This is a genomic window from Nocardioides zeae (assembly GCF_010686755.1).
Classification (GTDB): Bacteria; Actinomycetota; Actinomycetes; order Propionibacteriales; family Nocardioidaceae; genus Nocardioides; species Nocardioides zeae.
The window spans coordinates 103,987-128,051 of the sequence record NZ_JAAGXA010000010.1; the positions used below are offsets into that span (position 1 = coordinate 103,987).

20 protein-coding genes are annotated in these 24,065 nt (G+C 72.5%); 8 read left to right on the top strand and 12 right to left on the bottom strand.

Annotated features, from left to right (window positions below):
* Positions 1-9: 9 nt before the first annotated feature.
* From G3T38_RS14830 to G3T38_RS14845, 4 genes are read right to left on the bottom strand one after another with little or no spacing between them, the layout of a single operon-like run.
* Entirely contained in the window at positions 10-1,185 is a 1,176-nt protein-coding gene (locus G3T38_RS14830; protein ID WP_163773100.1) for an acyl-CoA dehydrogenase family protein, read from the bottom strand.
* A 28-nt stretch (positions 1,186-1,213) separates the two neighbouring features.
* Positions 1,214-2,194: a DUF2156 domain-containing protein gene (locus G3T38_RS14835; protein WP_163773101.1), complete on the bottom strand. Its 981-nt coding sequence runs from the start codon at positions 2,192-2,194 to the stop codon at positions 1,214-1,216.
* The gene (locus tag G3T38_RS14840; protein ID WP_163773102.1) at positions 2,191-3,252 is read right to left on the bottom strand and encodes a Gfo/Idh/MocA family protein; all 1,062 of its coding nucleotides are present in this window, start codon (positions 3,250-3,252) and stop codon (positions 2,191-2,193) included. The genes G3T38_RS14835 and G3T38_RS14840 overlap by 4 nt, the downstream gene beginning before the upstream one ends.
* Positions 3,249-4,391, bottom strand: a complete 1,143-nt coding sequence (locus tag G3T38_RS14845; RefSeq protein ID WP_241728907.1) for a DegT/DnrJ/EryC1/StrS family aminotransferase — start codon at positions 4,389-4,391, stop codon at positions 3,249-3,251. Before G3T38_RS14845 ends, G3T38_RS14840 begins: the two co-directional genes overlap by 4 nt.
* 94 nt (positions 4,392-4,485) lie before the next feature.
* On the opposite strand from G3T38_RS14845, the gene G3T38_RS14850 reads away from it, so the two are divergent.
* From G3T38_RS14850 to G3T38_RS14860, 3 genes are all read left to right on the top strand, one after another.
* On the top strand, positions 4,486-5,895 hold the full coding sequence (locus G3T38_RS14850; RefSeq protein ID WP_163773104.1) for a DHA2 family efflux MFS transporter permease subunit: 1,410 nt from the start codon (positions 4,486-4,488) through the stop codon (positions 5,893-5,895).
* A gap of 684 nt (positions 5,896-6,579) precedes the next feature.
* Complete coding sequence (locus G3T38_RS14855) at positions 6,580-7,074, top strand: hypothetical protein (RefSeq protein WP_163773105.1); 495 nt, start codon at positions 6,580-6,582, stop codon at positions 7,072-7,074.
* The gene (locus G3T38_RS14860; RefSeq protein ID WP_163773106.1) at positions 7,071-7,712 is read left to right on the top strand and encodes a histidine phosphatase family protein; all 642 of its coding nucleotides are present in this window, start codon (positions 7,071-7,073) and stop codon (positions 7,710-7,712) included. Before G3T38_RS14855 ends, G3T38_RS14860 begins: the two co-directional genes overlap by 4 nt.
* A gap of 657 nt (positions 7,713-8,369) precedes the next feature.
* On the opposite strand, the gene G3T38_RS14865 is transcribed toward G3T38_RS14860, so the two are convergent.
* The 6 genes from G3T38_RS14865 to G3T38_RS14890 form a co-directional block, all read right to left on the bottom strand.
* The gene (locus G3T38_RS14865) at positions 8,370-9,188 is read right to left on the bottom strand and encodes an ABC transporter ATP-binding protein (protein ID WP_163773107.1); all 819 of its coding nucleotides are present in this window, start codon (positions 9,186-9,188) and stop codon (positions 8,370-8,372) included.
* On the bottom strand, positions 9,185-10,006 hold the full coding sequence (locus G3T38_RS21780; RefSeq protein WP_206675890.1) for an ABC transporter permease subunit: 822 nt from the start codon (positions 10,004-10,006) through the stop codon (positions 9,185-9,187). The genes G3T38_RS14865 and G3T38_RS21780 overlap by 4 nt, the downstream gene beginning before the upstream one ends.
* On the bottom strand, positions 10,003-10,977 hold the full coding sequence (locus tag G3T38_RS14875; RefSeq protein WP_163773108.1) for an ABC transporter substrate-binding protein: 975 nt from the start codon (positions 10,975-10,977) through the stop codon (positions 10,003-10,005). Before G3T38_RS14875 ends, G3T38_RS21780 begins: the two co-directional genes overlap by 4 nt.
* 173 nt (positions 10,978-11,150) lie before the next feature.
* A complete protein-coding gene (locus G3T38_RS14880) occupies positions 11,151-11,708 on the bottom strand; it encodes a hypothetical protein (RefSeq protein WP_163773109.1) in 558 nt (185 codons plus the stop codon).
* 46 nt (positions 11,709-11,754) lie between these two features.
* Positions 11,755-13,407 carry a DNA repair helicase XPB gene (locus tag G3T38_RS14885; RefSeq protein ID WP_163773110.1) on the bottom strand — a complete coding sequence of 551 codons (1,653 nt, stop codon included), beginning with the start codon at positions 13,405-13,407 and terminating at the stop codon, positions 11,755-11,757.
* Positions 13,408-13,431: 24 nt separating this feature from the next.
* Positions 13,432-15,714, bottom strand: a complete 2,283-nt coding sequence (locus tag G3T38_RS14890; RefSeq protein ID WP_163773111.1) for a helicase C-terminal domain-containing protein — start codon at positions 15,712-15,714, stop codon at positions 13,432-13,434.
* A 57-nt stretch (positions 15,715-15,771) separates the two neighbouring features.
* Here G3T38_RS14890 and G3T38_RS14895 point away from each other — a divergent pair, with 57 nt between their 5' ends.
* Genes G3T38_RS14895 through G3T38_RS14915 form a run of 5 tightly spaced genes read left to right on the top strand, consistent with a single transcriptional unit; the run spans position 15,772 to position 22,004 of the window.
* Entirely contained in the window at positions 15,772-16,596 is an 825-nt protein-coding gene (locus G3T38_RS14895) for a PP2C family protein-serine/threonine phosphatase (protein ID WP_338037675.1), read from the top strand.
* The gene (locus G3T38_RS14900; protein ID WP_163773113.1) at positions 16,593-18,419 is read left to right on the top strand and encodes an FHA domain-containing protein; all 1,827 of its coding nucleotides are present in this window, start codon (positions 16,593-16,595) and stop codon (positions 18,417-18,419) included. The genes G3T38_RS14895 and G3T38_RS14900 overlap by 4 nt, the downstream gene beginning before the upstream one ends.
* A complete protein-coding gene (locus G3T38_RS14905) occupies positions 18,419-19,732 on the top strand; it encodes an RDD family protein (RefSeq protein ID WP_163773114.1) in 1,314 nt (437 codons plus the stop codon). Before G3T38_RS14900 ends, G3T38_RS14905 begins: the two co-directional genes overlap by 1 nt.
* 29 nt (positions 19,733-19,761) lie before the next feature.
* Entirely contained in the window at positions 19,762-21,267 is a 1,506-nt protein-coding gene (locus tag G3T38_RS14910; protein ID WP_163773115.1) for a cobyric acid synthase, read from the top strand.
* Positions 21,264-22,004 (top strand): cobalt-precorrin-6A reductase, encoded by a 741-nt coding sequence (locus G3T38_RS14915; RefSeq protein WP_163773116.1) that lies wholly within the window; start codon positions 21,264-21,266, stop codon positions 22,002-22,004. The genes G3T38_RS14910 and G3T38_RS14915 overlap by 4 nt, the downstream gene beginning before the upstream one ends.
* A gap of 170 nt (positions 22,005-22,174) precedes the next feature.
* Here G3T38_RS14915 and G3T38_RS14920 read toward each other — a convergent pair whose 3' ends face one another.
* On the bottom strand, positions 22,175-23,152 hold the full coding sequence (locus G3T38_RS14920) for a cobalamin biosynthesis protein (protein ID WP_163773117.1): 978 nt from the start codon (positions 23,150-23,152) through the stop codon (positions 22,175-22,177).
* A complete protein-coding gene (locus G3T38_RS14925) occupies positions 23,152-24,051 on the bottom strand; it encodes a CbtA family protein (protein WP_163773118.1) in 900 nt (299 codons plus the stop codon). Before G3T38_RS14925 ends, G3T38_RS14920 begins: the two co-directional genes overlap by 1 nt.
* Positions 24,052-24,065 lie beyond the last annotated feature (14 nt).

Here is a 24,065-nt window from a genome sequence, read left to right on the forward strand (position 1 = left end):
TTTGTTGGCTCATGTCCCCTCCGCGAGGAACTTCAGACCGACGTTGCGCTCGATCAGTTTCTCCGTCGCCGGTCCGAGCGCGGCGAATGCGATCTCGGCACCGATACGGCCCACCGGGTGGTCCCCCATGAACGCTCGGGCGCCAATCAACTTGCGACCTTCGGTCGCGACCGTCTCGGCACTGCGCGCGACACCATGTTTCGCTGTCGAGACCCGCAGTAGAGCGGCTCCGGCGGTCGCCGGGTCGAGGGCGTCACCTCCCGTGAGCGTCGAGACCAGGTGCACCTGTGAGAGCAGGAGATCGACGGCATTGAGGTAGGTGATCACCAGGCCGCCGACGTTTGCGCCGAACGAGTCGGAGGTCGCGAGTGGAGCCCCCGAGGGAAGCATGCTCGTGCGGCCGTGCCGGCGTACTTCTTCCACGATCCGGCGGCCGCCGCCTAGGTAGAGAGCCGACACGCACAGGTTGTGGCACACCAGCTGCAGAGCATAGAACGCGTTGAGCGCCGGATCAGGACCGAAGACAGCATCAGCTTCGACATGGAGCCCGTCGAAGAACACGCGGCGAGTGTCCGCGAGAGCGAGATGGTCTCCGAACAGCAGTTCCCCGCTCACTTCGAGGCCGGGGGTGTCTGCGTCGGTGACGACGCCCACCAGGGCGCCGCCAGCGGCATAGGTCAGGAACACGATCTTCTCGGCCTCGGTGGCCAGCGACATGAACGTGGAGTGGCCGTCGATGCGAAAGCCCTCGCCCTCGGGCGAGATCTGAGAACCCTTGGTGCCGATGCGGTTGCCGCCGCCCTGCGAGGTCGTGTTCGCGATCAACAGCCGCTGAGCCAAGGTTTCTTGGAGGAGCGCCCCGATCACCGGGCCTGCCGTCTCGTGCTCCTCGAGCAGGCGGCCACTCAGCCCGAACGCGAGCATCGTCGCCATGTGCTGCGAGACGCCAAGCGCGATCGCAGGAGACGCGGTGCCCAGCGCGTGCAGGGCGGCGAGCGAGGCGAGGACGAGCTCTCGCAGGTCACCGGCGTGGTGCGATAGCAGATAAGGGATCTCGCTGCGTCGCAGCGCCGCGTAGAAGTCGTCAGTTCTTCCGCGCGCCACGGCGTCCTCGGCGAGCCGCGTGAGATAATCGAGATCCTCCAGCCCAGCGTAGGGCTCGCTGAGTTCGGGTGGGCTCAACATGCTCTCGTGCTCCTTCGTGGGTCGGCGGTCAGACAAGGTTCGACACCTTTAGCACCCCGAAGATGTCGTGCATCGGCCACGGCTCTTGGCCGGCTACGTACACCGGCCGCCGATGTGTGGGACGGAACTCCTCTTTGTGTCGTGTCAGACCATCGAAGTTGTAGATGGACCTGCCCTCCCGACGGGCGACGTGCAGGAAGAGGTCGGAGTAAAGGTTGCGTCTTCGGTCGGCCCCGGCGTACGTGGTTGGGCACAGGCCCAGCGACAACACCGGCACCTGGTGCGCGCGCAGGAGATCGATGAGGTGGGCGATGATGACGTAGTCGGCGTTCTTGGGGGCGCCCTCCCCGTCTCGATTGATGTTCGCGTGGTAGCCCACGATCTCGTCCGCCCGCCACAGCTCGTCTAGCGTCAACATCTGCACGGCCGTCCCCTCGACGTCCTGGAGGACGAAGACGCGTTGATGCCGACCGCGGCGCTGTAGCGGACGCGTGATGAGGGCATTCTCGGGGCGACCCCGGCTCCTCCGCGTCAACCAGCTGTGGGAGAGCCGGTGGAGCCTGGCCCAAGCCTCGTCGTCGCCTTCGTCGACCTCGTCGACGCGGTAACCGGCCGCCGTCGCACGGGAGACCGCGTTGCGGATGTTCTGCTTCTTCGACCCCGACAGGTCATAACCGCCGGAGAGGTCGAGGATGGCCTCCCACCCCAGCGGGTTCAAGTACAGTCCCTCGTTGGTGAGCAGTTGTCCGAACCGCTCGCCGACGTTCACCAGCATGGCATTCGCGGTCGCGGCGAGGAAGCCTCGTGCCAACTCGCCCCAGCGATCAGGATCAGCGAGCGGGTCCCCGAGAGCCACGTTGAGCGTGTGAGCCTTTTTTCGGAGCTGCCGGTAGGCGATGACGCCGTCCGCGTCGCCGAACAGCCGGATGCCTGGTTGGTCGGTTGAGGCTGCGAGCGAGAAGTCTCCATACCTCCGCACGAGCCCCGGCAAGTCGATCGACGAGCTCATCCCTGAGCCTCCGCAGCTCGCCAGCGCGCGTGGTGGGACACGATCGACTCGGTCGCACCAGCAAGCATCTCCAGCTGCTCCCAGCTCTGACCCAGACGTGCCGCGCTGAATCCCTCGGCCACGTAGTCGGCGACCATTCGTGTGTGGGCATCACCCGGCCGCCGTGAGGGGAGCCGCGAGCGCACGGCACCGCCCGCCGACTCTGTCTCGACGTACGCCGTGGAGCTCGACGACGGCGAGGTCCCAAACAGCGTGACGAGCCGCACGTGCCCTTCCTCGAGGCTCGCGTCGATCACGACCTCGTCGCCCTCGCGCACAGATACCCACGCGGTACGGATGCGGACATCGCCACCTTTCTGGTCGAAGCGGAGATCCGCGGCCACGTCCACGTCGACCGGTTCGGCGGCGTCGTACTCCTCGGCCCCGTGCCAGGAGGCGCGTCCTTCGTCGCCTGCACCGCCGATGAACTCCGACGCGGTGAGCGACAGAGGTGTCCACCCCGTGACCTCGAAGACGCATTCGAGGAGGTGCCAGCCAAGGTCGATAGACGATCCGGCACCGGCGTGAGAGGCCCGTGTCAACCAGCGGGACCGGGGCAGTCCTTGCGCCCGGGTCCAGGCGATCGACAGTCTCACCGGGCGCGCCGACGACAGCGCGCGCACTTGGTGGAGGTAGGACACGAGGTGCGGTTCGTAGTGCGTGCTCCTGCTCCGGAGCAGAGGTACATCTCCCCGACCCGCGGCCTCCCGCATACGGTTGACGTCGTCCAACCTCAGGCAGACAGGTTTTTCAACGACCGTGGGGATGCCGCGCTCCAACAGCCCCACGGCGAGGTCGACGTGGCTCCTGTTCGGCGTCGCGACAACGGCCACGTCGTAGTCACCCTTCCTGACGCTGGAGAGGTCGTCGTGCACGCGATCGGCGCCGGCGGCCCTCAGGTCCTCGGCGGGTACGAAGCTGTCGAGCGCGCCGAACTCGACGAATCCGACGTCGCGCAGCGCGGGCCGCCAGAGCGTGCGTGCAGCCCAGCCGTAGCCGCAGAAGAGTGCCCGGCTCATGAGAAGCGCTCCGCAGCGGAGGTCACGGCCTCCGCGACCGTGTCCCCGACCCAATCCAGAACGTCGGGAGGGGCCAGGAGGAGCCGGTGATGGAAGCTGAGACCAGTACGACCCACGAGCATCGCGTTCGGACACCTTGCGGCGGCCTCGGCAGGGTCGTATCCGCTCGCGCCGTAGGCGGGCACCTCACACAGCGGCGGGTAGGTGCGGCTTACCGGGATCCCCCTCGATGCGAGCCGTTCCACGATCTCGTCACGTCCTGTTCCGCCGGTGGAGGTGAGCCGCACCTGCACGAGATAGTGAGATTCGCTGTCGCCCGAGCGGGCGCGCTGCAACACGATTCCGTCAATTGCGGCCAACCTAGCCCGCAGCCGGCTTGCGCCGTTCGCGCGTCGGATGCTGAGGTCGACGAACCTTTCGAGCTGAGCACGCAGCAGAGCGCTCGTGAGTTCGGGCATCCTGAAATTGCTGGCGACGGCGAGATGGCCGTAGCCGGGGGTCCCGGGGATTCGGCCACAGTTCTGCAGCGTGAGTGCCCGACGATAGGTGGCCTCATCTGCGAAACCCATCGCGCCGCCCTCGCCACCCGGCAGAAGCTTGGACTGCTGGAAGCTCCAGCAGACGATCCCGCCCGCCTGGACGAGCGGGGCGCCCTGGGAGCGGATTCCGGGACCGTGCGCTGCATCCTGGATAAGAGTGGGGGCGCTACGACCGAGGTCGGCCAGCGGTGCCGGGACGCCGCCGTAGTGGACCGGCACCACGGCGGCCGCTGATGTCTCCGCTGCCGCGGCCGACGCCGCAGTCGGATCCAGCGTCCACGTGTCAAGGTCGATATCAGCAAGCACAGCTGTGGCGCCGTGTCGCTGCACGGCTGACCACGTCGAGAAGAAGGTGGCCGCCGGAACGATCACACGGGCCCCCGCCTCGATACCGGCCGACATGAGAGCAAGCTCCAACGCGTGCGTGCCGCTCGTGACCGCCAGGACGAGGGGCGTCTCCTCGAGCTCGGCGAAATCTCGCTCGAAACGCTCCACGGACACGCCCTCGTTGCGCCACCAATCTCCGCTACGTACGACCTCGTCCACGAGATGGCGTTCTCGGTCCCCATGTTGCGGCCACGGGGGGAGGTGAAGGAGCATGTCGGCATTGCTGGGGATTTACTCATATATGTCGAGATCAATTTCGTGATGCGGCGCCTAAGATGCCAGGTGCCGATAAGTCGTGAGGATGTGTATGACTGCTCCCCGTCATCGCGGTCTCGCGCTCGCCCTCGTCGTCGGAGGTCTCGCGCCCCTCCTCAACACGACCGTCGTCAACATCGGACTGCACTCCCTGCAGAACGAGTTTCACGTCTCTGTGTCCAGCGTGCAGTGGGTGAGCACGGCCTACCTGCTCGCCCTCGCCTGCGTCGTTCCGGTGATGGCCTGGGGGCAGGCGCGCTTCGGCTCGGCATCGCTCTGGATCGCAGCCCTCGTCATCTTCCTGGTCGGCTCGGTGGCCTGCGCACTCAGCCCGAGCTTCGAGTTCCTCATCGGGGCCCGCGTCGTTCAAGGCGTCGGCGGTGGTCTGGTCCTGCCCCTTATGATGTCGATCGTGATGAGGGTCGCCCGGGACGGCGACCTCGCACGGCTGGCATTCGACGTCGCGCTCGCCACCGCGGCTGCACCCGTGATCGGTCCCATCTTGGGTGGCCTCGTCCTGACCCAGTTGGGATGGCGGGGGGTCTTCGTCGTGACCATCCCGCTGTGCCTTGCGGGCGTGGCGCTAGCGCTCGCGTTCCTGCCGGACGACTCGAGCACGGTGGATCGCCCTCGGTTCGACCGGTTCGGCTTCTTGCTCCTCGCTCCTGCGCTCGCGGGACTCCTCTGGGCCCTCTCCAGTACTCATCGGTTTCAGGGTGTCGCTCTCGACGACCACGTGCTCGTCCCACTCGTTGGGGGAGCGCTGCTCCTCGCTGCCTTCGTGGCCTGGGCGCGTCGCTGTGAAGACCCGTTGGTCGACGTGCGGCTCCTCGGACGCCGAGACTTCGCGTGGGCCACAGTGACGATGTTCTTCATCGGCGTCGCGATGTTCGGCGTGGTTTTTTTGCTGCCGCTCTTCTGGCAGAAGATCGCCGGTCACGATCCTCTCGTCGCCGGCCTACTGCTGATCCCGCAGGCGCTCGGCTCGCTGTGCGCCCGCCCGGCGACCATTGCCTTGAGTCAGCGTTGGGGTGCGGGCCGGATGGTGGTCGTCGGGTTCGCACTTCTGCTTCTCGGAACCTTCCCCTTGGCGTTCACCAGCGTCACCACGAGCCCCTGGATCCTCGGAGTGGTCCTCTTTGTGCGGGGGGTAGGACTCGGCACGGTGCTCATGCCGGCCATGGCCGTGGCCTACGTCGGAATGGATCGGCACGACGTCCCGCATGCGACAGTGATCATGCGGATGGCACAACAGGTCGGGGGCGCATTCGGCACGGCCGTTCTCGCCGTCGCGCTCGGCAACGCCGCGATGGCCACGAGCGCGATGTTCGACCGAGCCTTCTGGTGGGCGATCGGTCTGACGGTGGTGGGCCTCGTGGCATCGCTCTTCTTGCCCCGCGCGACCATGGACGGCCTTGGGGCAGGGCCCGCCCCGTCTTCGACGGACGGCAAGTCAGGTTGACGGATGGGCAATTCGCACCGCTGTGATTCGGCGATACGCTGGGAGGGGTGGCCTCTCCCAATTGAACGTGAGGGCGCCTCGGTCGCGAGCAAGACGTCAGGAACTTCTGGGCGGCGTGCAGTGTCGTCCGCGCCATAGTCTGCCGGCGGTCGATCGGGAAGAGCGAACAGGTTGCCAGCGGACCCGTTCGCGCCGAGAGGCGTCGGCCCCAGGGCCCGAAGACCTTGCGTGGAAAGATGTCGTGGTGTTCGCTGCTGCCCGGTAGAACGGCGCTCTCGGCACGATGCCGGAGGTTGCTGCGCCTCACAGGAAGCGCTGGGCCGGAACGGGGACGGTATCGGTGACGAAGGAGAAGTCGACACGCCCCACGCGTGGAGGCGGCGCGTCGGAGGACGCGTGGGTTTCATTTGCACGAGGTAGGGCTAGCCGGTTCACGAGACGTGCGGGACCCCACGGCATTGCTGCCACTAGCAAGGCTTCAAGGGTGACTCGGCCGCGTCGTTCCGGTGCCGATCGTCGCGCAGACGGTTTGTGGGTGGAGAATTCCGCATTCTTCTGGGCAGTCTTGCCGCGACGAAGAGGCCGGAGGTTCGTATGCGCCTGTTGGTGACCGGGACGGGTCGATGCGGCACGACATGGCTTGCGAAAGCCATCAGTGATGCCGGGACACCGTGCACTCACGAGGTGTTCTGGAACTGGGATCGCCATGGCGAGGGCGACTGGCAGGCTGAGGTCGCGTGGCCGGCGGCCCCGTTCACGCCCGTGGCCGATGCCTACGTCGTGCACCTCGTTCGGCACCCACTGGACACGATCAGGTCGCGTGCCTCCTGGGGCAGCTTTGCCGATACCCCTAGTGATACGCAGCGTTACCGCCTTGGGCAGTGGGCTCAGCGAATCGTCCCGGAGATCGCAAGGGGGAGGAATCCCATGGAGAAGGCGGCAATCCACTGGGTCGAGTGGAACCGCCTCGTCGCTGACCCTGCGGAGGCGCTGCGGCTGGAGGACATCACCGCGGCCGACGTCACTCGCCTGGCACGGATAGTGAATGCCGACGCAGAGGCGGTTGAGCTTCCGCCGAAGAGCAACGGGGCGCCCGAACTCGTGGAGAGGATCAGCTGGGACGACGTGGCGCACATACCAGGTCTGCTGGACCTGGCCGCCGAGTACGGCTATCGGTGAAGGAGACGAAGATGAACGGTTGGCCGTGGGACGAGGTGCTCCTAGCGCGTCACGGCGAAACGATCTGGAACCGGGAGAGGAGGCGGCAGGGTCGGCTGGACTCTCCCCTCACCGAAGCCGGGATTGATGACGCGGAAATGGTGGCGGAGCTGGTCGTGGGGATGAATCCCGACCGCCTCTACTCCAGTCCGCTCGGACGAGCCCGTGCGACGGCCGACATCGTGGGCCGTCGGCTGGGGTTGACGGTGACGGTCGTCGACGACCTTGCGGAGATCGACCACGGTCATGTTGGCGGGCTGACGAACGCTCAGATCGATGAGCGTTTCCCCGGTCTCGCGGAGAGAAGGCGCGGTGACAAGTACCGCTTTCGCTTTCCCGGCGGCGAGAGCTACGCCGACGCAGACGTCCGGGCGCAACGCGCATGGGGCGCGGTGCACGGGACGAGGCCTCTCGTCGTCGCCCACGAGATGGTGGGGCGCATGCTGATACGACACCTGCTCCGGATCGAACCGGACGAAGCGCTCAGGTGGAACCACCCGCACGGGACGGTACTCCGCTTCGACCTGGTGAGGCGCCGGGCGGTGTCGGTCTCGTCCGAGGGAAGCTGCGAGGTGTTCGAGGACGGGACCACGCGGTAAACGACCCGTTGCTCGCGGGGACTTTGTCGCAGGCTCCTCTGTCCGCAGCTACCGTGCCATAGCGACGGTCCGCAGACTGGTCGCGGGGCGGGCGCGTCCCTCGGCCCTGCAAACGGGTTGAAGTCGTCGCCCAACCGCACTCGCCGCCGTCGGCCCGGCTCCGAGCGCGACGGCACCCGCGACATACGGAGTTCAGGGCGCGATGGTCACGACCACCTCGATGGAGCCCTCGACCACGGGGATCACCTCGCCGGTCCACGGGACGGCGACGGTCGGCACGACGCTCTCGTCCCCCCTCTCGGCGTCGAAGAAGCCACGGCAGCTCGGCGCCGCTGGGCACGCTCTGGATCGCGATCTACTTGCCCTCGTGCAGCATCACCAGGTCGAGCACCCGCCCGTCACCTCCGCGAACTCGGCCCCGTCGCCGGAGTCCTCCACGGGGCCGAGCCAGTCCCGGTGCAGCGTCCCGTTGTCCGGCAGGCGAAGGCACCGCCACCGCACCACCCTCGTCAGGCTCGACGGCCTTTCCGCAGCGGTCGTGGTCGAAGCCGCCGACGAGCACCTCGATGTGCGGCGCCCTCACGTCGTACCTCTGGCGATCGCGTTCAAGGCGGACAGTCTGCCGCCGGCGCCAGACCCGAGTCCGTACGTCGCGCGTCAGCTCTCGTGCACGAGAGCGGCGATCCGGCGCTCGAGGTCGTTGAACGCCGGTCCGTTGACGTCCCGCTCGTCGCCGAGGTCGACCGGGACGATCGCGGCGATGTGTCCGGGCGCGCCGTGGGAGGCGCCGCCGGCCATGACGACGACGCGGTCCGCCAGGTAGACCGCCTCCTCGATCGAGTGGGTCACGAACAGCACCGTCGCACCACTCTCGGCGCGCAGCCGCTTCAGCTCGTGCTGCATCGTCGTGCGGGTCAGGGCGTCGAGCGCGCCGAACGGCTCGTCCATGAGCAGCAGCGCGGGGTCGGCGGCGAGCACGCGAGCGATCGCGACGCGCTGCTGCATCCCGCCCGACAGCTCGCCCGGGAAGCGGTCGGCGAACCGGGTCAGCCCGACGACCTCGATCATCTCGGCGGCGCGCTGCTTGGCCCGCGCCCGCGACCAGCGCTGCTGGCGCAGACCGAACCTGACGTTCTCGGCGACGGTCAGCCAGGGGAACAGGCCGTAGTCCTGGAAGACGACCCCGCGCGCAGGGCCGGGGCCCCGCACCGGCGCTCCGCCGACCTCGACCGTGCCCGAGGTGTGACCCTCGAAGCCAGCGAGGATCCGCAGCAGCGTCGACTTGCCGCAGCCGCTCGCCCCGACGATGGCGACGAACTCGCCGGGTGCCACCTCGAGGTCGACGTCGGCGACCGCGTCGACCGGCCCCCGCTTGGTCTCGTAGCGCTTCCCGACCCCGGCGAGCGTCACCCGACCGGACTCGTCCACCACCGGGCCCGCGGACCGGGCGGCAACCGCGCTGCGCACGCCGCTCATGCCCGCACCAGCGGCCGACGGCCGAACAGTCCCTTGAAGCCGAGCACCAGGATGCGGTCGGAGAGGAAGCCGGCGAGCCCGATGACGATCATCCCGACGACGACACGGTCGGTGCGCACCTGCTCGCGGGCCAGCATGATCATGCTGCCCAGACCGGTGTCGATGCCGTTGGCCTCACCGAGCACGAGGATGACCCAGCCGAGGCCGAGACCGATCCGCAGCCCGCTGACGATGCCGGGCGTCGCCGCCGGCACCACCACCTTCATGAGCACGCCGACCCGCGTCGTACCGAGCATGCGGGCCGCCTCCACGAGCCGCGGCGGCACCTCCCGGGTCGCCGCGATCGTGTTGAGCAGGATGGGGAAGAACGCCGACAGCGTGATGAGGAAGATCGTGGCCTGGCTGCCGAACCCGATGATGAGCAGCACCAGCGGCACCCACGCCGTGGCGGGCACGGGCCGGAACAGGTTGACGGCCGGGTCCAGTGCCGCGTTCACGAGCGGGAAGCGCCCCATCAGCACCCCGATGGGGACGGCCAGCGCCGCCGCCAGCCCGAACCCGGCGAGCACCCGCAGCGCGCTCGCCGTGAGGTGCTCCAGGAGCGTGCCGGAGTAGGCGTCGTCGTACAGGCCGCCGAAGGCGAAGTCCCACAGCAGCCGCGCGACGACGTCCGGGGCCGGGAGGAACCCCATCTTGATGTCGAAGAGCAGCACCCACTCGCCGCGCACGCCGAGGTCCCAGAGCAGCAGGAGGAGGGCGACGAAGCCGAGGCCGAGCGCGCCGTGACCGATCCGGCGTCGCCAGAGCGCGGCCCTCACGAGTCCGCCGGCTCGTCGCGGGAGGCGAAGGAGGTGTCGACGACGTCCTCGATCGCGGGCGCCTGGTCGATCATGCCGAGCCGCTCCATCTGGGCGGCGAGGTTCGCGATCTGCTCCTCGTAGGTGGGGGAGAGGTCGGAGCGCAGCCAGAAGTTCTCGAGCGCGGTGGCGAAGACCGCCTCGTCCCCGCCGTACTCCTCCACGAGCTCGGGGAGCCACTCGTCCTGGTTGTCGACCATGTACGCCGTCGTCGCGGCGTGGGTGTCGACCACCTCCTGCACGGCGTCGGGGTGCTCGTCGATGAAGTCCTGGCTGGCCAGCAGACCGATGTTGACGCGGCCGATCTCGGTCTCGTACGGCGAGGCCAGCTCCGTCCCGCCGGCCCCGAGCGCGAGGGAGACGCCGATCTCGGGCGCGAGGAACGCGTCGATCTGACCGGTGTCGAAGGCGTTGAAGAACTCGGGCGCGGACAGCGACACGAGGTCGACGTCGTCGGTCGACATCCCGGCCTCCTCGAGGAGGAGCTGGAGCACGACGTACTGCGAGCTCGACTCCAGGTAGCCCACCGGGCGACCCTCGAGGTCGGTGATGTCGTCGATGCCCTCGGCGGCGACGAAGCCGCTGCCGCCGTCGGACGCGGCCGCGACGACCTTCACCTCACGGCCCTGCGCGGCGCCGGCGATGGTGGCCGTGATCGAGCCGACCGCCATGTCGACGGTCCCGCTCAGGAGGGCGTCGTTGAGCGCGGGCGCCGTGTCGAGGGTGATGACCTCGTAGTCGATGTCGCCCGTGGCGTGGTCCTCGTAGAGGAACGGGGCGTAGAAGTGCGGCTGGCCGCGCAGGGTGCCGATCGTGACGGTCGTGACCTCGTCGTCGTCACCGCCGCCGGTCGACGTGCAGGCGACGGTGCTGCCGAGCAGCGCGACGAGGGCGGCGGTGGTCCCGAGGCGGGCGGGGATCCGGAGGGGCATCGAGGGCTCCTGAAACGGGGGTCGGGGAGATCCCCACCCTCTGCGACGTTCGTTTCACGCTCGTTGCGCCGACGTTGTGGGGGACGCACTCTCCGGGGCGCCCCGTCACCATCGCGTGACACCGCACGGCGAGCCGTTGGCAGATACTGCTCAACGGGGTACGCCGCGGATCGTCAGACGTTCGGGTACGGGTCCCCGAACTGCTCGAGCGCCTCGAGGTAGCGCCCGCCGACCTCGATGCGCGTCACGTTCCGGTAGCGCCACCGCTCCGGCTCGCGCGCCCACTCGCCGTCCCGACCGAGGTAGTGGATGACGAACCGCTTCCGGCGCAGCTCCAGCAGCCGTCCCAGCGTCATCGGCTCGTCCCGGAGCACCTCGAGGTGGACGGCGACGAGCCGGCCCTCGGCCTGGGCGCGGGCCAGCAGCCCCCGCGCGTCGACGTCCGTCTCGACCTCGTACGTCGCGACCTCCGCCCCCGGCGCCGCGAGTGCCCGGCGGTGGTAGGCGTCGTCGTCGCGGAACAGGATCCGCGAGACGTCACACAGGCGGAGCGCGACGATCCCGTCGAGGTGGACCCCGTCGACGAGCTCGTGCAGCACGACCCAGTCGTCGGTGAGCGCGACGACGAGGCCGTCCGTCATGCCCACCTCGAACCCGTCGCGCACGACCTTCGTGATGCGCCCCTCGGCGAGGGCCGCCTCCAGGCGACGTCGGATCTTCGGTGGCTTCACGGTCCGGATCGTCGCAGAGCCGCGAGCAGCCCGCCTCCGCGTTTCCTCAGACCCCCAGCTCGTCCGCGTCGACGATCCGGTACGCGTACCCCTGCTCCGCCAGGAACCGCTGGCGGTTGGCGGCGAAGTCGGCGTCGACCGTGTCGCGCGAGACGACCGTGTAGAAGCGCGCCACCTTGCGGTCCTCGCCGGGCCGCGGCGTACCGGGGCGGAGCAGGCGGCCCAGGCGCTGGGCCTCCTCCTGGCGCGAGCCGAACGACCCCGACACCTGGATGGCGACCTCGGCCGAGGGCAGGTCGATGGAGAAGTTGGCGACCTTGGAGACCACGAGCCGGCTGATCTCGCCGGTGCGGAACGCCTCGAACAGCCGCTGGCGCTCCTTCACCGACGTCTCGCCCTTGATGACGGGGGCGTCGAGGGCGGCGGCGAGCTCGTCGAGCTGGTCGATGTACTGCCCGATCACCAGCAGCGGCTGGCCCTCGTGCTGCGCGACGAGGTCGCGGACGACGGCCGTCTTCCGCGACGTGCAGGCGGCGAGGCGGTAGCGCTCCTCCGGCTCCGCGGTCGCGTAGACCAGCCGCTCGTCCTCGGGCAGGGTCACCCGCACCTCGACGCAGTCGGCGGGCGCGATCCAGCCCTGGGACTCGATGTCCTTCCAGGGCGCGTCGTACCGCTTCGGCCCGATGAGCGAGAAGACGTCGCCCTCGCGGCCGTCCTCGCGCACGAGCGTCGCGGTGAGCCCGATGCGGCGTCGCGCCTGCAGGTTGGCCGTCATCCGGAAGATCGGCGCCGGGAGGAGGTGCACCTCGTCGTAGACGATGAGGCCCCAGTCGCGGGCGTCGAGCAGCTCGAGGTGCGGGTAGACGCCCTTCCGCTTGGTGGTGAGCACCTGGTAGGTCGCGATCGTGACGGGACGGACCTCCTTGGTGGACCCGGAGTACTCGCCGATCTCGTCCTCGGTCAGCGACGTGCGCTTGACCAGCTCGTCCTTCCACTGCCGCGCGCTCACCGTGTTGGTGACGAGGATGAGCGTCGTGGCCTGAGCCTGCGCCATCGACGCGGCGCCCACGAGCGTCTTGCCGGCGCCGCAGGGCAGCACGACCACGCCGGAGCCGCCGTGCCAGAACGACTCGGCCGCCTCCTGCTGGTAGGGCCGCAGCTCCCACCCGTCGGTGACGAGGCTGATGGGGTGGGCCTCGCCGTCGACGTACCCCGCGTAGTCCTCCGCCGGCCAGCCGATCTTCACCAGCGCCTGCTTGAGGTTGCCGCGCTCGGACGGGTGCACGGCGACGGTGTCGGGGTCGACGCGCTCGCCGAGCATGCCCTGCACCCGCTTCGCGCGCAGCACCTCCTCGAGCACGGGCCGGTCGGTGGTCGCCAGCACGAGGCCGTGCACGGGGTGCTTGTCGAGGCGCAGCCGGCCGTAGCGCGCCATCGTCTCCGCGACGTCGACGAGCAGGGCGTGGGGCACCGGGTAGCGGCTGTAGGTCAGCAGGGTGTCGACCACCTGCTCCGCGTCGTGCCCGGCGGCGCGCGCGTTCCACAGGCCGAGGGGAGTGAGGCGGTAGGTGTGGATGTGCTCCGGGCTGCGCTCGAGCTCGGCGAAGGGGGCGATCGCCTTGCGACACTCGGCCGCCTGCTCGTGGTCGACCTCGAGGAGCAGCGTCTTGTCGGACTGGACGATCAGGGGGCCGTTCACCCGACAAGGGTACGGAGGCGCTCCTCAGACCGCGTCCACGGCGGTGATCCGGTGCACCGCGAAGAGCCGCTGCTCCTCGCTCCGGTGGTCCCACGCGGTGAGCTGCCCGCCCTCGACGCGCACGGGGTCGACGACGCGCTCGAGGTAGCTGCCGTGGTTGTCCACGTACGCGATCCGCACCGTCGCCCGCGCCTCCACCGCCTCGCGCAGCGTCGTCAGCGCGGCGGCGGGGTTCGTGGGGCCGGCCGACGGCCCGGGGCGCTCGCCGGGCGCGGGGGCGGGACGTGCGTCCGCGGCTCGGTCGCCCGCCCGCACGGCGGTGACGACGGCGCTGACCTGGGCGGCCTCGCGGGCGGCGGTCGCCCCGGCGGCGGTACGGCGCGCGCGAGCCGTCCGCGCCCGCAGCACGTCCGGTCGGGCGACGCGCACGGTCCCGTCGGGTGCCTCGACGACGGGTGCGGTGCCGAGCTCGCGGAGGCGGGGGAGCAGCACGTCGAGCGGCGTCGTGCTGATGAGCACCGTCGGCGCGATGCGGCGCAGGCCCAGGGACGCGGCGCGCGGGTCGCGCTCCAGCACGGTGAGGGCGGCCTCGTCGTCGGTGCGGATGAACGCCTCGGCGTGGCCGACCCGCAGCGTGCCGAAGGTGCGCGCGACGTCGTCGACGAGGTAGCTCAGCGGCTGCGGCACCGGCGTCGCCGAGACGTCCGCGACGAACGCGTGCACCTCGGCGGCCGACCAGCCGACGTCGAAGGCCCGCCGCACCGATCCCTTGGTGAACCGGTAGACCCCCGCGCCGCCCGCGGACTCCAGGTCGGCGACGAGCTGCAGCCGCCGGGCGACCTCCGCCTCGAGCGGACCCGGCGCGACCGCCGTGAGGTCCGCCTGCAGCAGCACCTTGTCGACCGGGTCGGGCAGCAGGTCGTCGAGGGCGGTCACGGCCCCCGCGGGGTCGCCGTCGAGCAGCGCGCGGCCGGCGCGGGTGAGCCCGCCGAGGGCGACGAGGCCGAGCACGGCGGCCTCCTGCAGCGTCCAGGCGACGACGTCGTCCCGCAGCGAGGGACGCCGCGGCCGCAGCCACGCGACGTGGGCGACCAGCGACGGCACCCCGGTGCCGGTGGCCAGCACCGCGCCGTCGGGCAGGGAGCCGAGCACCTCCAGCGTCGTGCGCCGCGTCTCCACCGCCACCGGGTGCGTCAGGTCGGGCTCGAGCGCGTTGGTGGCCTTCTTCGAGCGCTCGTCGCGACGACCCACCAGGCCCACGAGGCGGGGCGAGCCGAGCCACGCCTCGACGAGCCCGCGCCAGCGCTCCGCGACGGAGCGGGTGGACCACGCGTCGTACGCGTCCGTCGGCACCCAGACCGGGTCCCCGTCGGCGTCGGCTCCCTCCGCCAGCAGCCCGGCGGCGTGGACCGTCTCCACGAGCAGGGCGGCCTCGCCCTCGGCGACACCGAGGAGACCGGCGACGTTGCGCAGGTCGCGGACGCCGAGCCCACCACCCCGCAGCAGGCCGGGCGGTCGGGTGCCCCAGGTGTCGAGGAGCAGCTCGGCGCGCCGCACCAGCTCGAAGGCCGCGCCCGCGCCGGCCCGGTCGACCACGGCCGCCGCGCGCTCGGACGTGAGGAGCTCCGGTGCCGCGGTCGGGCCGCCGTCCACCCCGAGCACGATCCCGACCTCGCCCGGCACCCGCACCTCGCCGCGTCCCTTCGGCACCAGCAGGCCGGCGGCGACGAGCTCCCCGATGGGGCTGTCGGTGCGGCCGGAGCCGGGGTCCTCCCTGGTGGTGCCGCGCCCACCGTGCGCGTGCACGTGGTCGAGCAGGGCCCGCGCGGGGCCGGACAGCCCGGCGAGCCGGTCCTCGACCTTCGCGCGGTCCCACGCCTCGGCGGTCAGCGGCTCGATCGGCACCCGGGTCTCCGGCGGACCCACCGACAAAGCGTCGGGCACGGTCGTCACCGGTCGCAGCCCGTCGGGCGCCTGCCAGACGAGGGCGAGGTCGACCAGACGGTCGAGCACCGGCGCCACCTCCGCCGGGTCGAGGCCGAGCACGTCGGCCGCCGTCCAGTGCGGGGTTTGTGTCACGAGCGCCTGGGAATGCAGCACCCGCAGCTCGGCCGCGTCCAGCCGGTCGAGTGCGCGCAGCACGGAGGCACGGGTAGCGGCTCGGGAGGCGAGCTGCCGGGAGTCGTGGGGAGCAGGAGTGGCGAGGTCAGGGCGCTCACGCAGCAGCCGACCCAGCCGGTCGTCCGACCAGGCGCGGAGCTGGTCGGCGAGGCTGCGGTACGCCGGGGGTGCGGTCTGCGAGGACATCCCCTCCACGCTACTGCTCCGCCCCCGCGCACCACGGTGGAAGGACGGATCCGAGGCGTGAACGAAGTCGAGCTCCACCACGGTTCCGCCTCCGACGTCGGACGGGTCCGGTCGCAGAACCAGGACGCCTTCCTGGCGCAGCCGCCGGTCTTCGTCGTCGCCGACGGCATGGGCGGCCACGAGGACGGCGACGTCGCCAGCCGCCTCGTCATCGAGGAGTTCACGCGGCTCGGCAGCCCGCGCTGCAGCTCCCGGGAGGGAGCCGCGCTCGTCATCGCGACCCTCCGCGCCTGCCACGACCGCCTCCTGGAGCTGGCGCAGGCGAAGCACGCCGCGGGACAGACCGAGTGGTTCTCCGGGACGACCGCGGTCGTCGCGCTCGTCGTCGAGGACGAGGGCGGGCCCAAGTGGCTGCTGGCCAACCTCGGCGACTCCCGGATCTACAAGCTGAGCGACGGCGAGCTCGACCAGGTCAGCACCGACCACTCCCTCGTGCAGGAGCTCCACGACGCCGGGGAGATCTCGGCAGCCGAGATGCGCACCCACCCCCGACGCAACGTCATCACCCGTGCGCTTGGGGGGACGAGCTTCGCGCAGCCCGACTTCTTCCTCCTGCCGCTGACGTCCGCCGAGCGGATCGTGCTGTGCAGCGACGGCGTCAACGGGATGATCGACGACGCCCAGATCGGGCACATCCTGCGCGAGGCCGCCGACCCCCGCGACGCGGCCGAGCGCGTCGTCCAGGCCGCCGTGGCGGCGGGTGGCGAGGACAACGCCACTGCGGTGGTGGTCGATGTGGTGGGATTGGCGAGGGCCGGGCAGGTCTACGACTCTGAGCAGCAGCGGATGAGTCTCGAGGAGAAGCTGGGAGCACTTCCATGACAGACGACGTCACCACCGGCGCCGCACGGTCCTACCGTCCCGGCGCCTGGTTCGCCGTGTTCGGCACCGGCGCCAGCGTCCTCCTCCCGCCCAGCCACAAGCACCGTGTCGCCGCGCTCTGGGAGCTCGTCGACGACGGCGCCGCCTTCGACGAGGTGCTCGACGCCCTCATCGCGTCGGGGTTGCGGGACCTGCCGGCGTTCGTGCTGCTCAGCGACGGTGACGACGGCGAGGTGCGCGTCGTCGTGCGCGGCGCCGCCACCGTGCTGCTCCGCCAGGGCGACGACGAGGTCGAGGTGTCCGGCACGGCCGGCGGCACCTGGGTCGAGCGCACCGTCTCCTCCGTCACCGCCGTCACCGTGACCGTCGAGCAGCCGTCGGCCCCCGAGGGCCCGTCCGCCGACCTGCCCATCGGCTCCGGCCTGGTCCGGGTCTCCCGCGTCGACACCCCCGCGGTGGTCGCGCCGGCGGCCGTCGACGACGCCGCTCCCGCCGTGCCGGTCGAGGCCCCCGTGGACGCACCTGAGGACGGGGCGTACGGCGCGGCCGCCGCCTCCCTGGCCGCCGCCCCCGCCGTGCCCGCCACCGTGGGGCCGCTCGGCGACACGCCCGCGGAGGGCGCCGCCACCGACGAGGCCGAGCTGGTCGAGGGCCAGCCGGTCGAGGCGGTCGAGGCAGAGCCGGTGGTCGAGGCGGAGCCCGTGGCGCTGTCGTTCGAGAAGGCCGCCGACCCCGAGCCCGTCGAGCCCGTCGAGCCCGTGGCCGAGCTGGTCGCGGAGCCGCAGGAGGAGCCGGCGCCGGAGCCCCCGCCGTACCCGTTCGTCGACGGCCCCGCCGACGACGCCACCATCGTCTCCCCACCCCTGGTCGCGCCGCCGGCACCGGAGGCCCCGTTCGGCGAGGCGGCAGCCGGCGCCGAGGAGCCCGAGGCGCCGCCGGTCGAGCCGGACGACGGTGCCACGTCGTTCTCGCCGGTGCTGTCCGAGGCGCCCCCCGTGGAGCCGGACGACGGTGCCACGTCGTTCTCGCCCGTGCTGCCCGCCGCGCGGGTGGCCCCGCCCTCCCCGCCCGCCCCGCCCGCGCCGCCGTTCGGGTTGCCCGACGCCGACGAGGACGACCGCACGATGGCGGGCTTCCACCTGTCGTCGCGCCCCGGCATGCAGCCTCAGGACGCGCCGTCGGCGCCGGACTACTCCGGTGACGACCCGCTCGGCGTCGGCCCGGCGCAGGCCGAGCCGGACGACTCCGACACCGGGGCGCTGCCGGCCCCGCCGTCGTGGGCCGCTGCGGCCCCGCCGCCGGCGCCGCCGAGCTGGGCCCCTGCACCGCCCGCGCCCGACCCGGACCGGGACGAGGACGCCCAGACCCACGACGGCATGACGCGGGGTGGCGGCGCCGGCTTCGACCCCGGCCAGCTCGCGCCGCCGCGCGGCATCCCGGGCCAGCCGCCCGCGCCGAGCGTGACGTCCCGCCCGGTGGCGCGCCTCGTGTTCTCCAGCGGGGAGACGGTCGACGTCGACCGCGCGATCCTCGTCGGCCGCGCCCCCGAGGCCCGGCGCTTCACCTCCGCGGAGCAGCCGCGGCTGGTGACGGTGCCCAGCCCGCAGCAGGAGATCTCGTCGACGCACCTCGAGGTGCGCCCCGGCTCCGGCGTGGACCACGGCAGCGCGATCGTCACCGACATGGGCTCCACCAACGGCACCGTGCTGGTGCAGCCCGGCCTGCCGCCCGAGGACCTCCAGCCCGGCATCGCCGTGCAGCTCATCCCCGGCGCGATCATCGACCTCGGTGACGGCCTCACGATCCAGGTGGCCAATCCCTGATGACGACCGCTCCCTCCGACGGCCCCTCGGCTCCCGCAGCCGAGATCGACCGCCGGTTCCTCGCTCTCGCCATCGACCGCCTCATCGGCTGGGGTCTGATGGTCGGCATCGGCGTGGCGTCGTGGTACCTCCTCATCGACGCCGGCCAGGCCGCGATCGGCTGGACCGTCGTCGTGCTCGGCGTGCTGCTCGTGGGCCTCCTCTTCGCGGTGCTCACGGGCCTGCGGGGGCTCACGCCCGGCAAGGCGCTCCTGGGGCTGCGGGTCGTGCACCACGGCACGGGCACGCCCATCGGGATCGGGCCGGCCATCATGCGGTCCCTCATCGTCGCCGCCGGCACGGTGCCGCTCGGCTTCGGCCTCGTCACGCTGGCGTGGACCGTCGTGACGGACCCGGGCCGCCAGCGTCGCGGCTTCCACGACGTCATCGCCAGCTCCGTCGTGCTCGACGTGCGTCCCCGCGCGATCGAGGAGGAGCCCGACTCCGACGACGGTCCCCGCCACGTCGTGAACCTCACCGCTATGCGCCTGCGTCCGGCGCCGGTCACCGCACCGCCGAGCCGCCCGGCCGCACCGGCTGCCGCACCGGCTGCCGCGCCGGCTGCCGCGCCGGCCGGCCGGCCCGGTCAGCGTCCCGCGGCGGCGCAGCAGCCCGCCCGGCCCGCCCAGACGCCCGCTCAGACGCCCGCGCAGCAGCCCGTCCGACCGCAGCCGACCCAGCAGCCGACCCAGCAGCAGCCTGGCCAGCCCGCCGGGGGACGCCGGCAGTCCGAGCAGCGCCCGCCCGCATCGCCGCCGGCTCCCCGCCAGCCGGGCCAGCCGGGCCAGCCGGGCCAGCCGGGCTCCACCGGGGCGCCGGGCCCGCAGCGGCCTCCGGAGCCGGGGCGGCGTCGCCGCGACGTACCCCAGGAGACCGCGCCCCCGCGCGCGCCGCAGGCACCGCCCGCCGACCGCGACTCGACGCGGGCCGGGAAGGCGATGACGCGGTGGCGGGTGACGTTCGACAGCGGCGAGACCTTCGTCGTCGCGGGTCTCGGGCTCGTCGGCCGCAAGCCGGACGCCCGGCCGGGGGAGCAGGTGGCCCACCTGGTGCCGCTGCAGTCCACGGACATGTCGCTGTCGAAGACCCACGCGCAGTTCCACCTCTCGCCCGAGGGGTCGCTGGTCGTCATGGACCGCGGCTCGACGAACGGTTCCTTCATCAACCGCGGTGGTGTCGCGCGCGAGCTGACCGCGGGGCGGGCGGCGACGCTCGTCGACGGCGACGTGGTGCGCTTCGGCGACCGCGAGATGCGGGTGACCCGCGAGGGCTGACCGCGGACGGGGGCCGATAGCCTCGCCCGGTGCGAGGGTCGCTGCTGGTCGCCGGGACGACGTCGGACGCCGGGAAGTCGGTCGTCACCACCGGGCTGTGCCGCGCGTTCGCGCGCCGTGGCCTGCGGGTCGCACCCTTCAAGGCGCAGAACATGTCGAACAACTCGATGGTGTGCGCCCGGGTGCCGGGTGGGGACGAGACCGCCGAGATCGGCCGCGCGCAGTGGACCCAGGCCCTGGCGGCGCGCGCCGAGCCGGAGGCGGCGATGAACCCGGTCCTCCTCAAGCCGGGCGGTGAGCGTCGCAGCCACGTCGTCGTCCTGGGGCGCCCCGGCGGCACGGTCTCCTCGGCGGACTGGGAGACGGGGCGCAGGCACCTGGCGGAGGCGGCGCACGCGGCGTACGACGACCTCGCGTCCCGCTACGACGTGGTCGTGGCGGAGGGTGCGGGCAGCCCCGCCGAGATCAACCTGCGGGCGGGCGACTACGTGAACATGGGCCTCGCGCGCCACGCGGGGATGCCCGTCGTCGTGGTCGGGGACATCGACCGCGGGGGTGTCTTCGCGGCCTTCCACGGCACGGTCGCGCTGCTGGAGGCGGCGGACCAGGCGCTCGTGGCGGGGTACGTCGTCAACAAGTTCCGCGGCGACCCCGCGCTGCTCGCCCCGGGGCTGACGGAGCTGGAGCGCCTGAGCGGGCGCCCGACGTACGGGGTGCTGCCCTGGCGTCCCGACGTCTGGCTCGACTCCGAGGACGCGCTCGACCTCGCGGGCCGCCGCGCCGGCGAGGGCCGTGCCGCGCTGCGGGTCGCGGTGGTGCGGCTGCCGCGGATCAGCAACTTCACCGACGTGGACGCGCTCGGGCTGGAGCCCGACGTCGATGTCGTGTTCGCCTCGTCGCCCGCGGCGCTGGCCGACGCGGACCTCGTCGTGCTGCCCGGCACCCGCGCCACCATCGAGGACCTCGCCTGGCTCCGCGAGCGCGGCCTCGACCGGGCGGTCGCCGCGCACGCGGCCGCGGGCCGGCCGGTGCTGGGTATCTGCGGCGGGTTCCAGATGCTCGGCACGCGGGTGCACGACCCCGAGGGCGTCGAGGGCGCACCCGGGGCGGACGTCGCGGGCCTCGGCCTGCTCGACGTCACCACCACCTTCCACGCCGAGAAGACGCTGCGGCTGCCGAGCGGTACGGCGCTGGGGGAGCCCGCGGCGGGCTACGAGATCCACCACGGGCGGATCGCGCGGGGTGGCGACGAGGAGTTCCTCGGGGGCGCGCGGTCCGGCGCGGTGCTGGGCACGATGTGGCACGGGTCGTTGGAGTCCGACGGCCTGCGGCGGGCGCTGCTGCGGGAGGTGGCCGCAGCGGTCGGCGTCGGGTGGACGCCCTCGGACGTGTCGTTCGCCGCGGCGCGGGAACGGCGGTTCGACCTGCTCGGCGACCTCGTGGAGGAGCACCTGGACGTGGAGGCCCTGCTCGACCTGGTGGCGTCCGGTCCGCCCGCAGACCTCCGCCTGCTGCCCCCGGGGAGCGAACGGTGATCCTCGTCCTCGGAGGCACGGCCGAGGCCCGCGACCTAGCCGCCCGGCTGGTGGCGGAGGGCCGCACCGTGGTGTCCTCGCTCGCCGGTCGGGTCGCGCGTCCGCGGCTGCCCGTGGGCGAGGTCCGGGTCGGCGGGTTCGGGGGCATCGAGGGGCTCGGCCGGTGGCTCGAGGAGCACGAGGTCGCGGCCGTCGTCGACGCGACGCACCCCTTCGCCCGCGTCATCTCGGCGAACGCCGTCGCGGCCTGCGCGGGCCGCGGCGTACCGCTCCTACGGTTGGAGCGTCCCGGGTGGGCGGCGCTGCCCGGGGCGGACACGTGGACGTGGGTGGACGACGTGGCGGGTGCCGCGCGGGCGGCGGCGGAGATCGGCACGCGGCCGTTCCTGACGATCGGGCGGCAGGGCCTGGATGAGTGCGTGGGGCCCTTGCGCGCGGCGGCGGTGCTGGCGCGGGTGGTGGACCCGCCGGAGATCGAGGTGCCCGACGGGTGGCGGGTGCTGCTCGACCGGGGTCCCTACACGCTGGAGGGGGAGCGGACGCTGCTGGCGGAGCACGGTGCGGACGTGCTGGTCACGAAGGACTCCGGCGGCCCGTTGACGCAGGCGAAGCTGGACGCGGCCCGCGGGCTGGGCCTGCCCGTCGTGGTGGTGCGCCGCCCGAGCGCCCACCACCCCGGCCCCCTCGCCCCCGACGTCACCACCGCCCTCGCCTGGCTCGCGCGTCCCTCCGGTTGAGGGGCGTCGGGTTCGGCGCGCCGAGTTGTGGACGACGGCCCGGGGCCGCGGGGCCCGACCCGGGGGGCGGGGACACGCCGGGGGAGGGGCGTCGGGTTCGGCGCGCCGAGTTGTCACGTACGCAGCGTCGCAGCGGGACCGAACGCTGCGTACGTGACAACTCGGCGTGTTCAGACGCGGCGTACGTGACAACTCGCTGCAGCCGCCACCGCCACCACCGCAGCCCCGAGGTCGACGAGGCGGGCGAGGCGGCGGGCGCGGGCGATGTCGCGGACCTCGACCGGGCGGCCGTCACCGAGCACCGGGCGGTCCTCGACGCGCGCGGGGGCGCCGGCTGCGCCGTACACCGTCCGCCCGCCCAGCCTGACCCCCAGCGCGCCGGCGAACGACGCCTCGACGGGGCCGGCGTTGGGGGAGGGGTGCGCGCCGGCGTCACGGCGCCAGGCCCGGAGGGCGTCCCCGGGCCGTCCGCCCACGAGCGGGGCGCACGCCGCCGCCAGCAGGGCCGAGAGCCGTGCGCCCGGCACGTTGAGCACGTCGTCGAGCCGCGCCGACGCGCAGCCGAAGCGCTCGAACCGGGCGTTGCGGTGCCCGACCATCGCGTCGAGCGTGTTCGCGGCGCGGTAGCCGACGAGACCGGGCACCCCGGCGACCGCGCCCCAGACGAGCGGCGCGACGACCGCGTCGGAGGTGTTCTCCGCGACCGACTCCGCGACGGCACGGGCGACCTCCTCGGGGGACAGCTCGGCGGTCCGTCGCCCCACGAGGTGCGTCAGCCGCTGCCGCGCCCCCGCCAGGTCACCGGCCTCCAGCAGCTCCTGCACCGCCGCCGCCTCCCGGTCCAGCGACCGGGCGCCGAGCACCGCCCACGTCGCCACCGCGACGGCGGCGGTCTCCAGCGCGGGCACGCCGCGGCGTGCCCGCGACTCCACGGCCGCCCCGAGCACGGTCGTGGAGCCGACGAGGAGCACGGAGTACGCCGCGCCCCGAGCCCGGGAGTCGGCGTGCATCCGCTGCTCGAGGGCCCCCGCCACCCGGCCGAAGCCGGCGACGGGGTGACCGCGCCGGGGGTCGCCGACCAGCCGGTCGAGGGCGACCCCCAGCGCGAGCCCCGCGGCCCGTGCCGCACCGCGGGACGGTCGGACCATCAGAGCGAGGCCGCGAGGTCCCGACGGGCCCGGTCGGCGTCGTCGGCCGCCGTGAGGCGACCGACCAGCGCGCCGAGCACCACGGCGATGCCGGCCCACATCGCGGCCAGCGTCAGCAGCGAGGACAGCCGGAACTCCCACAGCACGTCGGCCGGGAAGTCGCCGAGCTCGTTCACCGGCGTCATGACGGTGGCCGCGACGGCGACCACCGCGACGTACGCCAGCCCACCGCCGACCACGCCCGCGAACGGCGAGACGCTGCTCCACAGCCGCTGGCCGAGGTACGTCGCGCCGATCGCCGCGAGCACCGACACCAGCAGGAACGCGAAGTAGAGCCCGGTGCGCTCGCCGATCGTGTCGCCGGAGCCGACGGCGGGCGGCGCGGCCGGGTACTTCATCCACGGCACGAGCGCCACCGCCACGAAGCCGAGGGCGCTGGCCAGGACGACCGCCTCGACGGGGCGGATGCGGCGCCCGGGCCGCCCGAGGCGGCCCATGACGCCCGCCGCGACGAGGGCGACGAGGCCGCCCAGCGCGGTGCCGACGACCACCGTGGCGGTCAGCAGGCCCGCCGTCTTCTGCGTCGTGCGGCTCGGGCCGGACTCGCCGTGGGAGTGGCCCTCCGCGCCTGCCTCGTCGGAGGACGAGGCGTGGGAGTGCGCCGCCGTGCCCTCGGCGTGGTCGTGGTCCGCCGCGGGCTCGTCGGCCGGGGCGCTGGCGGAGGCGGACTCCTCGAGCGCGATCGCATCGTCGATGGGCGGCTCGCCGACGGCGAAGCCCACCGCGAAGGCGAGCAGCCCGGCCACGAGGCCGGCGAGCAGCCCGCGCACCAGCAGGGCACGCGGGGTGAGCAGGGTGCGCCCGGATGAGGGCGCACGGGTCCCCTGGATCGTCGTCATCGTCGGACCCGCGC

What these genes read in the sequence shown, in the direction of transcription:
- G3T38_RS14890 (WP_163773111.1), bottom strand. Translation starts at nt 15,714, where the DNA reads ATGTCCTCGCAGACCGCACCCCCGGCGTACCGCAGCCTCGCCGACCAG.
- G3T38_RS14925 (WP_163773118.1), bottom strand. Translation starts at nt 24,051, where the DNA reads ATGACGACGATCCAGGGGACCCGTGCGCCCTCATCCGGGCGCACCCTG.
- G3T38_RS14845 (WP_241728907.1), bottom strand. Translation starts at nt 4,391, where the DNA reads ATGCTCCTTCACCTCCCCCCGTGGCCGCAACATGGGGACCGAGAACGC.
- G3T38_RS14920 (WP_163773117.1), bottom strand. Translation starts at nt 23,152, where the DNA reads ATGGTCCGACCGTCCCGCGGTGCGGCACGGGCCGCGGGGCTCGCGCTG.
- G3T38_RS14905 (WP_163773114.1), top strand. Translation starts at nt 18,419, where the DNA reads ATGACGACCGCTCCCTCCGACGGCCCCTCGGCTCCCGCAGCCGAGATC.
- G3T38_RS14850 (WP_163773104.1), top strand. Translation starts at nt 4,486, where the DNA reads ATGACTGCTCCCCGTCATCGCGGTCTCGCGCTCGCCCTCGTCGTCGGA.
- G3T38_RS14875 (WP_163773108.1), bottom strand. Translation starts at nt 10,977, where the DNA reads ATGCCCCTCCGGATCCCCGCCCGCCTCGGGACCACCGCCGCCCTCGTC.
- G3T38_RS14835 (WP_163773101.1), bottom strand. Translation starts at nt 2,194, where the DNA reads ATGAGCTCGTCGATCGACTTGCCGGGGCTCGTGCGGAGGTATGGAGAC.
- G3T38_RS14865 (WP_163773107.1), bottom strand. Translation starts at nt 9,188, where the DNA reads ATGAGCGGCGTGCGCAGCGCGGTTGCCGCCCGGTCCGCGGGCCCGGTG.
- G3T38_RS14830 (WP_163773100.1), bottom strand. Translation starts at nt 1,185, where the DNA reads ATGTTGAGCCCACCCGAACTCAGCGAGCCCTACGCTGGGCTGGAGGAT.
- G3T38_RS14900 (WP_163773113.1), top strand. Translation starts at nt 16,593, where the DNA reads ATGACAGACGACGTCACCACCGGCGCCGCACGGTCCTACCGTCCCGGC.
- G3T38_RS14840 (WP_163773102.1), bottom strand. Translation starts at nt 3,252, where the DNA reads ATGAGCCGGGCACTCTTCTGCGGCTACGGCTGGGCTGCACGCACGCTC.